The organism is Limnohabitans sp. (genome assembly GCF_036804465.1).
Taxonomy (GTDB): Bacteria; Pseudomonadota; Gammaproteobacteria; order Burkholderiales; family Burkholderiaceae_C; genus Limnohabitans.
On record NZ_DAIRSK010000032.1, the window covers coordinates 1 to 11,721 of the forward strand.

General features: G+C 51.6%; 10 protein-coding genes and 1 tRNA gene. 2 read left to right on the forward strand and 9 right to left on the reverse strand.

Annotated elements, in window-relative coordinates; genetic code table 11:
• Positions 1 to 111 precede the first annotated feature (111 nt).
• Positions 112 to 1,149 carry a selenoneine biosynthesis selenosugar synthase SenB gene (gene senB / locus V7Q41_RS13125; RefSeq protein WP_333846399.1) on the reverse strand — a complete coding sequence of 346 codons (1,038 nt, stop codon included), beginning with the start codon at positions 1,147 to 1,149 and terminating at the stop codon, positions 112 to 114.
• Between the two features lie 39 nt (positions 1,150 to 1,188).
• Between senB and V7Q41_RS13130 the strand changes: the two genes are divergently transcribed.
• Entirely contained in the window at positions 1,189 to 2,367 is a 1,179-nt protein-coding gene (locus tag V7Q41_RS13130; RefSeq protein WP_333846400.1) for an SUMF1/EgtB/PvdO family nonheme iron enzyme, read from the forward strand.
• 21 nt (positions 2,368 to 2,388) lie between these two features.
• On the opposite strand, the gene egtD is transcribed toward V7Q41_RS13130, so the two are convergent.
• From egtD to V7Q41_RS13155, 5 genes are all read right to left on the reverse strand, one after another.
• On the reverse strand, positions 2,389 to 3,372 hold the full coding sequence (gene egtD, locus V7Q41_RS13135) for an L-histidine N(alpha)-methyltransferase (RefSeq protein WP_333846401.1): 984 nt from the start codon (positions 3,370 to 3,372) through the stop codon (positions 2,389 to 2,391).
• Between the two features lie 59 nt (positions 3,373 to 3,431).
• A complete protein-coding gene (gene phnE / locus V7Q41_RS13140) occupies positions 3,432 to 4,265 on the reverse strand; it encodes a phosphonate ABC transporter, permease protein PhnE (protein WP_333846403.1) in 834 nt (277 codons plus the stop codon).
• Positions 4,262 to 5,101, reverse strand: coding sequence for a PhnE/PtxC family ABC transporter permease (locus V7Q41_RS13145; protein ID WP_333846411.1), 840 nt, complete (start codon positions 5,099 to 5,101; stop codon positions 4,262 to 4,264). Before V7Q41_RS13145 ends, phnE begins: the two co-directional genes overlap by 4 nt.
• 79 nt (positions 5,102 to 5,180) lie before the next feature.
• Positions 5,181 to 6,020: a phosphonate ABC transporter ATP-binding protein gene (locus V7Q41_RS13150; RefSeq protein ID WP_333846404.1), complete on the reverse strand. Its 840-nt coding sequence runs from the start codon at positions 6,018 to 6,020 to the stop codon at positions 5,181 to 5,183.
• A gap of 19 nt (positions 6,021 to 6,039) precedes the next feature.
• Positions 6,040 to 6,915, reverse strand: a complete 876-nt coding sequence (locus V7Q41_RS13155; RefSeq protein ID WP_333846405.1) for a putative selenate ABC transporter substrate-binding protein — start codon at positions 6,913 to 6,915, stop codon at positions 6,040 to 6,042.
• A 142-nt stretch (positions 6,916 to 7,057) separates the two neighbouring features.
• Here V7Q41_RS13155 and V7Q41_RS13160 point away from each other — a divergent pair, with 142 nt between their 5' ends.
• Positions 7,058 to 8,581, forward strand: coding sequence for an ABC transporter permease/substrate-binding protein (locus V7Q41_RS13160; RefSeq protein WP_333846406.1), 1,524 nt, complete (start codon positions 7,058 to 7,060; stop codon positions 8,579 to 8,581).
• 397 nt (positions 8,582 to 8,978) lie between these two features.
• On the opposite strand, the gene V7Q41_RS13165 is transcribed toward V7Q41_RS13160, so the two are convergent.
• From V7Q41_RS13165 to V7Q41_RS13175, 3 genes are all read right to left on the reverse strand, one after another.
• Positions 8,979 to 9,611, reverse strand: a complete 633-nt coding sequence (locus V7Q41_RS13165) for a glutathione S-transferase family protein (protein ID WP_333846408.1) — start codon at positions 9,609 to 9,611, stop codon at positions 8,979 to 8,981.
• A gap of 249 nt (positions 9,612 to 9,860) precedes the next feature.
• Positions 9,861 to 10,979: a hypothetical protein gene (locus V7Q41_RS13170; RefSeq protein WP_333846409.1), complete on the reverse strand. Its 1,119-nt coding sequence runs from the start codon at positions 10,977 to 10,979 to the stop codon at positions 9,861 to 9,863.
• Between the two features lie 571 nt (positions 10,980 to 11,550).
• A tRNA-Cys gene (locus tag V7Q41_RS13175) sits at positions 11,551 to 11,624 on the reverse strand.
• Positions 11,625 to 11,721 lie beyond the last annotated feature (97 nt).

An 11,721-nucleotide genomic window follows, 5' to 3' on the forward strand; every position in this document is an offset into this window, starting at 1 on the left:
ATTTTGCATCCACAACCACCGCCGTGCGAGAGAGAAGTCAACCGAGGTTCAGAGAGATTTATATTCATTTTTTGATGCAAAAAAAGGGATGACTAAAACGGAAAAATAAAACTAATGTCGTGCTGAAATGGCATTTTCGATGATTGTAAGCAAGCCTTTTCGTTCGTACTCAGCTGAGAACAAAGGCGCTCTGCGAGCGCATTGCGACTTCAACAGATGTACAAATTCAGAATCATGCCGAAAACGAATGAGCATCTCAGCAAGCGCCTTTGCGTCACCCACTGGAAACAAACCTGCATAGTCTTCGCCTAGCATCCCCAAATTTCCTGAAATGCGAGACGCAATCACAGGAACGCCACTGCAAATTGCCTCCATCAACACATGCGCACCACCTTCCATCACGCTCGTGTGAACCAGCACGTGGGAGCGCTGAATTTGACGGCGAGTCTCAGGGTAGGTTTGAGCGCCTGTGAATCGGTACTGGGGATACAGCGCCGCTGTTTGATGCGCCATACTTGCAAGCAGCTGATCGTGCTCTGCACCAATGTGCTGGATGTGAATATCACTTTGCTGCGATAGCAAGGCGACAGCTTCAAACAATGTGCGCGGCGATTTTTCCTCGCGCAGATGACCCACCATCACAGCCCGCAAGCAACGCGTTGTTTTAGGTAAAGTCACGCGTGATGTCGTTGACTGAAGAACAACCGCAGATTTAGATCGCAAGTGCGCAGGTAACTCATCAATTCCCAGTTGCTGCAAAACTATCAAATGGTTGGCAAATTCGAGCGACTGTTGGGCCTGCGGATCTTGTTTGATATCACGGTACAAATCAGTGCCTGTCAGTACCACGACTAAACCGTTGTCACCATGCATTGCGTGCCATGCGGCGATCGACGGAAAACTTCGACGCGCATGCAAAGCCACCAACACATGATCTGATTTTGAGCCGTCCCATTCGCTAACAATTCGAACCCGAAAATGCGTCTTCAAAAATTGACCATAGCGTTTAGCTGTTTGCCAATTGCCGTTGTTTGCGCTGGCTAGGGCGGGACTTACAATGACAACTGTTTTTTTGACCGAATGAACGCTTGGCGTTTCAGTTTTTAGAAACTTTTTTTGAAGTTCCTTTGTCTTGGGAGCTTGGTTCATAAATAGTGGTCAAGGATAACCAAAAGGACAAGAAAACTGATGCGGCAAGTCAATATCCTGACGCTGTCAAAGGCTCTTCAACAACTTCGCAAACAGACACTCATCGCTTTTGAATGCTATTTGAGTGCAGACAAACTCTCCATTCCCTTAAAAACCGGCATGAATCTGCCCGTCTGGGAACTGGGTCACCTGGTGTGGTTTCAAGAATATTGGATTGCTCGAAATCTAGAACGCTCGCAGGGACTCGCCAGCAGTGGTGCACAACAACGCAAAGCGTCGCTTCTCAAAGAGGCTGATCGGTGGTTTGACAGCGCCAAGGTTCCACACTCGACACGCTGGGCATTGTCACTTTTTACGCCCCAACATTGCATCCAATATGCAGAGCAAAATTTGGCTCAAACACTTGAGCTCTTGCACAACGAAATCGACCACAGCCCCGCCCTCTATTTCTATTGGCTGGTTCTGCAACATGAGGCGATGCACCTTGAGGCTAGCGCCTACATGGCGCAGTCCCTTGGGATGCCCTTTCAAGCACATTGGAATCAGCCCGCACTAACGCCCGCCTCAAAAGCTCTGACCTATCCAACACAAAAGGATGAAAAACAAACAGTTCGGGTGCCATCGCAAAATTGGAGCCTCGGTTCAAAGGACCCTTCCTCCAACTCACTGGTTGAAGACGTGTCTTTTTGCTTTGACAACGAACTGGGTGAAAAAACCTGTGCACTTCAAGAGTTTGAAATCTCCCTTCGACCTGTGACTTGGGCACAGTATTTGGAGTTTGTAAAAGCGACGGGCTACCACCTTCCAAATTACATTCGACAATCGCACGCTGGCTTTGAAACTCAAATCTTCGGGTGTTGGGTGCCTTTAAATAAGCATGCACCAGCAGTTCATGTGTCTTGGATTGATGCTCAGTCTTATTGCTCCTGGGCCAAATGCCGCTTACCGACAGAGGCAGAGTGGGATTGCGCTGCTAAAACACTGACGAGTTTTGAATGGGGAAGTGTTTGGGAATGGACGCAAGACGCATTTGAACCCTTTAGCGGCTTTGTGCCACACCCTTACACCGAGTATTCAGTCCCTTGGTTCGGAACACATAAAGTTCTGAGGGGTGCCTCGCACTTGACGCATTCCGTTTTGCGGAATATCAATTATCGGAATTTCTTTACGCCTGATCGCAGCGATATCTATTCAGGTTTCAGAACTTGCTTACTTTAAATTCAAAAAAGTTATATAGGTTTAATGCAAGCTAGCCCAAAATAAACCGAAGTGCGATTTGCTGTCAGTCCAGTGCTTGACGCTTGTAAAACCTGATTTCAACAGTTGATCTGAGAAATTTTTGATAGACCATTTGTAAGAGTTTTCAGTGTGAATAGACTCATCTTTTTTAAATGCTCGTTGATGTCCCTGAAGATTAACAACCAAATTTCGCTTGGCGATCAAGTGCATTTCAACTCGCGACTCTTGCGCATTAAAGCGAGCAAAGTGTTGCCAATCTCGCAGGTCAAAATCTGAACTCAATAGACTGTTAACACGTCTAAGCACATTCAAATTAAAAGCAGCCGTGACGCCCAACTCATCCGCATAGGCACGCTCAAGTGTTTGTGAGTCTTTGACCAAATCAATTCCAATGATGAGCCCTGAACCAGGTTGACCCGTTTTACAAAGATCAGCTAATCTTTGTAAAAAGTAGAACGCCTCAGTGGGATGAAAGTTTCCCAAACTTGAGCCAAGATACAAGGCAAGCAATGGCTGCCCTGCCATTTGCTCTTTCAACGTTTCTGGGAATGTCAGCGAACTTGAAAAGTCTATGCCTAAACCCACCACATTGAGCTCTGAGTATTTGGCCTGCAGATCTTTTAAATTATTAGAGAGATATTTCGTTGAAATATCCACAGCAACATAGCTTGCTGGCATGGTGTGAGTAAATAACATAACAGCTTTTTGACAGTTGCCAGCGCCCAGGTCAACCCATGTTGCTTGCTTGGGGAATTGCGCATGAATTTCGTTTGCTTGATCAACAAAAATTTCTAACTCGGCACGCGTTGGGTAGTATTCAGGCAGCAAGGTAATTGCGTCAAACAACACAGACCCCAACTCATCGTAAAAATACTTTGGGGATAAGGTAGCCTGAGGACAAAGTAAACCTTGAATCAGTTCTTGAATATCTGCATCCTTGTTTTCTTGATGAGTGTCGAAAAATAAGGGTTGTTTTACTTGCATCAAAGTCTCATTGAATATTAAGGTTGTGTGGTCACCACATTTTTGAATCGACTTGTGAATCAACGATTCATCCACCGCCTCAGACCAAAGCTCAGCGTATCCACACACGCCACCATCAGCAGCATGGCCGCCAAAATAGTGGCCGTCTTGTTCATTTGAAACAGACCCATGTGAAAGGACAACAACTGCCCTAACCCACCAGCCCCCACCACGCCCAGCACGGCGGCGGCGCGGATGTTGTTTTCCCAGCGGTACAGCGTGTAGCTCATGAGCTGCGGCAAGACCTGCGGCAAAGTGGCGTAAAAGAACACGCGCAGCGGGCCAACGCCTTGAGTGCGCAAGGCATCACCCGGCCCAGTGGGCACGTTCTCCATGGCCTCGGCAAACAGGCGGCCCAGCACGCCACTGGTGTGTAGAGCCAGCGCCAAAGTGCCCGCCATGGGGCCTAAACCGGCCGAGATCAACAACAAAGCGGCCCACACCAATTCAGGAATGGCGCGCAGCGCATTGAGCAACCAGCGTGTGGGGCTGCGCACCCATGCAGGGTCTTGGCTTGACATTCGGCTGGCGGGCACGGCCAGCGCCAAACCTAGCACCACGGCAATGATCGTGCCCAGCGCCGACATGGCCAGGGTTTCCCAAGCGGCCCAAGCCACTTTGCTGACGAACACGGGCGACAGATCGGGCGGGAAAAATTCGGCCACAAAGCGGCCCATGCTGCGCGCCGCTTCCATGGACGCAAAAGCCGCCCAATCCAAGTCAAGCGAGACAAAGCTGGCCACCACCAACACCAGCAGGGCGGCGGTGAACCAGCAGGCGCGGCAGCGGGCATTGAACAGGGGCGGCGGCAGTTTCCATGGCGGGTTGGCCGCTTCGCGTGAAAAAGACTTCATGCCAAGGCCTTTCGAAGCCAAGCGCTCACGCGGTCGGCCAGCGCCACGAGTGCAATGAACACCAACAGCAAAGTGGCCACTTCACCGCCGTTGAACATCTTCATCGAGTTGTCCAGTTGCTGGCCCAAGCCGCCCGCGCCCACAAAGCCCAACACCACCGAGGAACGGATGGCGCATTCCCAGCGGTACACCGTGTAAGAAGCCAGCTCGGCCGCATGACTGGGCAGCAGCGCGTACACAAAGGCTTGCAGACGGCCGCTGCCATTGCGCATCAGGGCTTGGGTGGCGTGGCTTTCGCCACTTTCCAAAATTTCGGCGTACACCTTGCCCAGCATGCCGCCGTAGGTCAGCGCGATGGCCAGCACGCCCGCCGTGGGCCCCAAGCCGACCACACGCACAAACACCAGCGCCCAGATCAGTTCGGGAATGCTGCGCAGCACAATCAAAGTGGCCCGCACACACCAGCGCAGCAAGGCTGGCCAGCGGTCCATGCGGCCAAACAAGGCCGAGAGTGACAAGACCCGCGTGGCCAACAAACTCAAAGGCACAGCCAGCACCAGCGCCAACGTGACGCCCGCAGTCGCCATGGCCACGGTGCGCCAAGTCTCGCGCACCACCATCTGCATGAATTCGGCGTTGTGCACCAGCGGCCAAAAGCTGCTCAGAAAGTTGGCGGTGACTTTGCGGTTCTCGGGCTCCCAGAGCACCCACAAACGGAATTCGGTGGCCACACCCAAAGGCCACAAGAGCACCAGCGCCAAGCTGATCCAAAACACACGCCCGGCAAAAGCGGGGTCGCGCGAAGGTGCTTGCGTGTGCGGGCGAACAGGCGGCATACCGGAGGGACGGTCTACAGACGAAGGGGAAACAGCGAGCGACATCTGCGGGGCGCGTGGATGGAAGTACCTGACCGCCTCAGCGGCAGTGCATCACCACGGGCGCGGGTGATGCGGATGCAACTTCTGTCAAAGCCAAAGGCAAGGTCTCGCCGCGCAACTCGTGCTCATGCTGATCGTACAAATGCGCCAGACGCTCGGGGCTGACTTGTGCAGAGGGCAAGTCAAACACCAGCTGCCCATCACGCAGACCGATGATGCGTGGGAAGTGCGCCAGCGCCTTATCCACTTGGTGCAGCGTGGCCACCAGCGTGACCTGCCTTTCACGCGCCAGATCCACCAACGCAGACATGGCCATGCGGGAACGCATCGGGTCGAGCGCTGACAAAGGCTCATCGATCAGCCACAGGCTGGCCGGAGCCAACAGGGCGCGGGCCAGGCCCACCCGCTGACGCTCACCGCCCGAGAGACGGTCCACACGGTCAAACAATTTGTCACCCAAGTCAAAGTGCACCAGCGCTTCGTAAGCGGCCGGAATGTCCGTCGGGTAAAACAGCGATCGCAAGCTGGCCCACAAACCCATGGCAGGCAAACGCCCCGCCTGCACCGAGGTCACCACACGTTGGCGCGGCGGCAGTGGCGGCACCTGCGGGGCCAAAAACAACTGGCCGCGCAAACGGCGCAAGGCCCGTGCGGACAAAGTCCAAGGGTTCACCCCGGCCAATTGAAGTTGGCCCTGCGTGGGCGGCTGTGCGCAGGCCAGCACCTGCAACAAGGTCGTCTTGCCTGCGCCAGAAGGGCCAATAATGGCCACTTGCTCGCCAGCAGCAAACTGCAAATTTAATTCACGTAAGGCCGCGGGTGCGCCCTTGGGCGCTGCCGGATGACGCGCATCAAGGCTGTGTAGGCTGATGTTCAAACCTGTCGACTCTGTTGCTTCAAAGCAAACCCAAATTTCGAGCGGCTGCTTCTAATTCCTTGTAGTTCTCAGGCTTGGTTTCAATGTAGCGGGTTGCGCGGTTCAGACGCAAAATTTCGGCGTGTTCGGGATTGGCCGGGTTCAGGGCCAACAGAGCCGCTTTGATCTTTTCTTGCAGTGCAACTGGCATGTCAGAGTGCACTGACCAGTTGTAATTGAAGAAGGTTGGCGTCGTAAAGAAAACGTTGACGTCTTTTGTGTCGACCTTGTTTTCCGTCACGAACTTTTTCCAGACGGTGATGTCGAGCGCGGCGGCATCGACCTTGCCGCTGACCACAGAAGCGATGGTCGCGTCGTGCGCGCCACTGTAGGCGATACGCTTGAAGTCTTTTTCAGGGTTGATGCCTGCTTGCACAAGAACGCCCCGAGGCATTGCGTGACCCGAAGTGCTGCTTTGTGAGCCAAATGAGACTTGCTTGCCCTTCATGTCGTTCAGGGTTTTGATGCCTGAATCGGTCTTGGCAATGAACACCGACTGGAATTTGGTGTCTTCCTCGCGCTGAGCCAAGGGGACCACCTTGCCGCCTGAGCGAAGCTTGGCCTGAACGTAAGTGAAACCACCGAACCAGACCAAGTCGACCTTTTTGTTGACCAATGACTCAACAGCAGCTGGGTAATCGGTCACAGGCGTGAACTGCACCTGCATGCCAAGCTGCTTTTCTAGGTAAGTGGCCAAGGGTGTGAATTTGCGAATTTGCTCGGTGGCCGCCTCTTCGGGAATGGTGGTTACGCGCAGCGTGGTTGGAGTTTGTGCGTGTGTCAAAGCAGAGAAAGCCATGACACCAGTGAACACGAATAACAAGAACAAGTTTTTTGATCGGTTGAGATGCGACATTGATGCAATCCATAAATAAATTAAAGATGAATATACCCAAAATTTTTAGTGGCTCGACTAGATGACCAGATCAGCCGCAGCTTCACGAGGCCAATCGCTGTGCAATACTGGTTGTAAGCTCGTTGACTTTCCTATCAGTCCCATGCATATCAAAAAGTTCCTGTCGGCAATTTGCCTTGTGCTTGCCAGCACGACAAGCTGGGGCGACGATCAAGTTTTGCGCATTGGCTCCAAGCGCTTTACCGAGTCCTATATCTTGGCCCATGTGTTGGCGCAAACCGCTCAAACTGCAACGGCCGTGCCAAGTGGTAAGTCAAACAAAGTCGAGGTATTGGCCGGTCTGGGTAACACGGCGATCGTCTACGCTGCTTTGCAGGCCGGCAACATTGACCTGTATCCCGAATATACGGGCACCATTGACCAAGAAATTCTCAAGAACAAGACGCCATCTAGCCTGGCCGCCATGCGTGAGCAACTCAAACCCTTGGGCCTGGGCGTTGACATCGCCTTGGGTTTTAACAACGGTTATGCGTTGGCCATGCGGGGCGATCGGGCGCAAGCCTTGGGTGTGCGAATGCTGTCAGATTTGGTCGGCCATCCCACGCTGCGCTTGGGCCTGAGCAATGAGTTCATTGGCCGCGCCGATGGCTGGCCCGGCCTGGCCAAGCATTACGGTCTGCCGCAGCAGCCGACCGGTCTTGACCATGGCCTGGCTTACGACGCTTTGAGTGGCGGTCAGACCGATGTGATTGACATCTACACCACCGACGCCAAGATTGCTCATTTGGGCCTAGTCGTCCTTCAAGACGATGTCGCGCATTTTCCGCGTTATGACGCGGTCGTTTTATACCGACTCGATGTGCCCCAGCGCTTCCCTGCCGCCTGGCGCGCGTTACAAGGTCTGGCCGGCAGCATCGACGAGCCAGCCATGATTGCCATGAACGCCAAGGCCGAGCTGCAAGGCAAAAGCTTTGAGGTGATTGCTACAGAGCACCTATCAACTGGCGCAGATACAGTCAAAACCACAACGAGTTTTTGGGATAAGTTGTTGGGCCCTGATTTGCCTCGCTTGACATTGCAGCATCTGAATTTGGTCTTGTCCTCGGTGGGGTTGGCGAGCTTGATCGGTTTGCCGCTGGCGATGCTGGTGGCTCCGCATGCGCGTGTGCGCGGGGTGCTGCTGGGTTTTTGCGGTTTGTTGCAAACCGTACCCTCGCTGGCGCTGCTGGCCGTGCTGATCGCATGGGTCGAACACATTGGCTACCTGCCAGCCATGCTGGCGTTGACGCTCTATGCCTTATTGCCCATCATGCGCAACACTTGCACCGGTTTAGCTGAGGTGCCGGCGGGGCTCAAGCAGGCCAGCATGGCACTGGGCCTGACACACTGGCAAAGCCTGCGCCTGATTGAATTGCCGCTGGCCTTGCCATTGGTGCTAGCGGGTATTCGAACCGCGACAAGTATTGCCGTCGGTACGGCCACCATTGCTGCTTTTATAGGCGCTGGCGGTCTGGGTGAGCGCATCGTCACCGGCCTGGCGTTGAATGACCACGAGCTACTGCTGGCTGGCGCACTGCCTGCGGCCGCGCTGGCGCTGTTGTTTGAGGCGGCGTTTGCCACGCTGGCACGATGCTTCAGTGCGGGACCGCTCACCAAAGTTGCCTAGCCTCTCTCAGCAGCATCCAAGTCAAAAAAGCAACTGCCGTGAAGCAGTTGCTTTATTTAGATGGAGGCGCGACCCAGAGTCGAACTGGGCTAAACGGATTTGCAATGTAGGTACGCCTAGATTTATCTATATAAATCAATAGGTTACGCGGTTATTTTCCACCGTGTAATAAAACGTGTAATTGCAATTTTTTATTAGCACTTGATTTTTGGCCAATCATTTACGTGCGGTTTGCTGTGCTGAGGAAGCTGCGCAAATGAATTCGGAAGCGCTGCGGACTGTTAATTTTTGAGTCGTGAATTAGAACCTAGGTCGAGGAGCCAATTAAATTAAGGACTTGCAATGATGCGATGCCTTTTTTATTTCTGAGCCATCTTGCTTGACAGCAGTTAAGGTTTCAAACCACTTTATCGCTTATGGCTTGAGGATAAGGTTGCGTTTGCTGAAATGATGGTCGCTGCTCTAGGCTAGTCAAGTAGTTGGCTAAGGCGGGGTACAAGCTCTGCCAGTCAAACTCTTTGTAACGCACTTTCAAGTACCCAAGTGCTGAACCTACGGCGATATCAGCCAGTCCGAACTTATCACCCACAGCATATTGACTTTGCTCGATCAGTCGCGCTAACTCACAAACCCCAGCCTCGACCTTGTGCACTTGCCGAGCCGTCCATTCAGCACTTGCGTTGTCGCCGCGCATTCGCTCGAAAAACACCAGTACCACCGCATCGCATATGCCGTCCGCCAAAACTTCCAACTTTTTCGCCATCAGTCTTTCAGGTACATCGCTAAACAGCAGTGGCGTCTGGGGATAGATTAATTCCAAATATTCCAGAATAAACCGCGAGTCAAAGATGCTGCTGCCATCTTCAAGAATCAGAACGGGTAGTTTGGCAAGAGGGTTGTGCTGTTCAGTAATGGCACCTTGGTTCCATGGGACTTCTGTAATTAACTCAAATGGAATATTTTTTTCTATCAGTGCAATCCTCACCTTGCGTGCGTAGGGACTGGGTGTGGCGCTAATAAGTCTGAGCATGAAAAGATTCCTTAGACTTGAAATGGAAGTCATCAATTCAGGAATTATCCTTTTGTAATGAGACCAGTCAGCCCGGGTGTCCGTTTTTAAATGTGACCCTCCCCCCAACCTTCAGCCACTTTTAATAGTGCAATTGAATCTGCCACTAGTATCTTCAGCGTTCCGCATAAACCAATCGATAGTGTGTAGACTGGGTTTGACGGAGCACTTAAATGCGCATGTTGTTTTGTTTGTAAATATTCAACAGATTTAATCCATCTTCATACCGATAAAGTATTTTGCTCTGCCCGAAAGATCATTCGGAGAGGACATACTAAATAAACCATCTCCTGCCATCAGTCCCCGAGTGTTAGGCTCATTGGTGAAGCTAAAAAAACCATTCCACGGTGTATTCGGAATCGCTGTGTTAGTACTAACGCTTCCGTCAGGCTGAACAGTCGTTACTCCACCATCACTCCCAACTGTAACAACCGCATTGCCTGAGTTTGCTCCCGGTACTAATGACACCATAAACCATTTCCCAAGATTCTTTTGTAAATCAGCTGGTACAGCAGCAACTTTTTCTGAGAGTGCTGCTTGACCGTAACCGTAACCACCTAGATCATTGAAGTCTAAAAAAGCTACTTTTTGATTGCTCTTGGAAATGAACGCTACTGCATAATTTTCTTGCGTTGAACCTGTCCTGTAAAACTTCCATTTTTTGTAAACAGGGTCCAAAGTACCCGTACCCGTAGAAGTTGATGAACACACTCGATTCGGATTTTCGATATCAGCAGAAACGCAAATGTTGTACGAAATAGTTGTTGAGCTGACCGCAGAAATAGTTAAAGACCCGTGCCCACCCGCACATCCTGTCATCATGCCATTAGATTTTGTAGGACATTGAACAGAATTGTAGTTGTAAGTGCCAGCAAGTTTTTCAGCAGTGTCTATGGGATTTGGAATACCTATCAGCGGTGTAGCCGGCATGGTTCCTAACTTAATTGTGCCAACTAAAAGACCATTTTGTAAAGCGAAGATCTTTGTGTCTGCCGACCCTGATGGTGTGTAAGTGCCATCTGAATTTCGAGTGAGTGTTCCACTGCCCGAATGGCAGTTGCTGGTTGGCACTTCACAGCCATATTGACTTTTAATGACTTTATATTCGTAAGTCATTAATGTGGTGTTGACAGAATATGTGATTACTTCACCTTGAGAAGCAGAGGCCAAATAGTTTTGTGTGAAACCAGTTAGACCGCCACCGCCACCGCCACCACAAGCTACAAGAAGCGCAGTCGCACATGTCACTAATATAGATTTAATTTCTGTTTTCACTTCTGTACCTTTTGTAGGGCGTTGGTTAAGACGATGTAGTGTGTTGCTCATCATACATTTCTCAAAACAGAAATCAATCTCATCTCCTCAGGCAAACTTTCCTGCTTTCACCCCCTTGCAGTAAACTTGCTGTAACAAATTTCTATCACTACGGCAGAGATGTCCATCTGCTTAATGAGCAAGGGTTTGTCCGTAACAGCAAAAGCTCAATAGCGGCAGAGGTGTTGAGCAGCGATTTCAAAGTGCGCTTACACCCTGCCCCATTCAGTTTTAAGCCGATTTCACGCACCAACTTCTCAACTATCCAGTCGAGGGTGCGCGGACGCAACCCCTCACGTAAAGTTGTCGTTTTAACCGACAAAGTGCGTACTTGACTGGCACCTAAACAGGACGGATGAATTCTTAGCCCTACCGCAGCGTCCTGGCCCCTACAGCGCTAAAAAGCAGATGCGTGCAGCAGGCTTCAGTACGCTGGGGTAAAAATTAACAGCAAGGCCCAGCAAGTTGTAGCCTGGCTGCTGCACCCGGCCGCATGAGCAAAGCAACCTCAAATAACCTCAGAAACTGTGCGTAAGTGTGTAAACGAAAAAAAAGCAACTGCCGTCGAGCAGTTGCTTTAGTTCGATGGAGGCGCGACCCAGAGTCGAACTGGGCTAAACGGATTTGCAATCCGGTGCATAACCGCTTTGCTATCGCGCCATTCACTTTGACGAAAAAGGGAAGCATGGTGTGCTTCCCTCATCGAATTTGGAGCGGGAAACGAGATTCGAACTCGCGACCTCAACCTTGGCAAGGT

Bases quoted from the DNA above. Each gene is read 5' to 3' on its own strand.
- senB (WP_333846399.1), bottom strand. From the start codon at position 1,149: ATGAACCAAGCTCCCAAGACAAAGGAACTTCAAAAAAAGTTTCTAAAA.
- V7Q41_RS13130 (WP_333846400.1), top strand. From the start codon at position 1,189: ATGCGGCAAGTCAATATCCTGACGCTGTCAAAGGCTCTTCAACAACTT.
- egtD (WP_333846401.1), bottom strand. From the start codon at position 3,372: ATGCAAGTAAAACAACCCTTATTTTTCGACACTCATCAAGAAAACAAG.
- phnE (WP_333846403.1), bottom strand. From the start codon at position 4,265: ATGAAGTCTTTTTCACGCGAAGCGGCCAACCCGCCATGGAAACTGCCG.
- V7Q41_RS13145 (WP_333846411.1), bottom strand. From the start codon at position 5,101: ATGCCGCCTGTTCGCCCGCACACGCAAGCACCTTCGCGCGACCCCGCT.
- V7Q41_RS13155 (WP_333846405.1), bottom strand. From the start codon at position 6,915: ATGTCGCATCTCAACCGATCAAAAAACTTGTTCTTGTTATTCGTGTTC.
- V7Q41_RS13160 (WP_333846406.1), top strand. From the start codon at position 7,058: ATGCATATCAAAAAGTTCCTGTCGGCAATTTGCCTTGTGCTTGCCAGC.
- V7Q41_RS13165 (WP_333846408.1), bottom strand. From the start codon at position 9,611: ATGCTCAGACTTATTAGCGCCACACCCAGTCCCTACGCACGCAAGGTG.
- V7Q41_RS13170 (WP_333846409.1), bottom strand. From the start codon at position 10,979: ATGATGAGCAACACACTACATCGTCTTAACCAACGCCCTACAAAAGGT.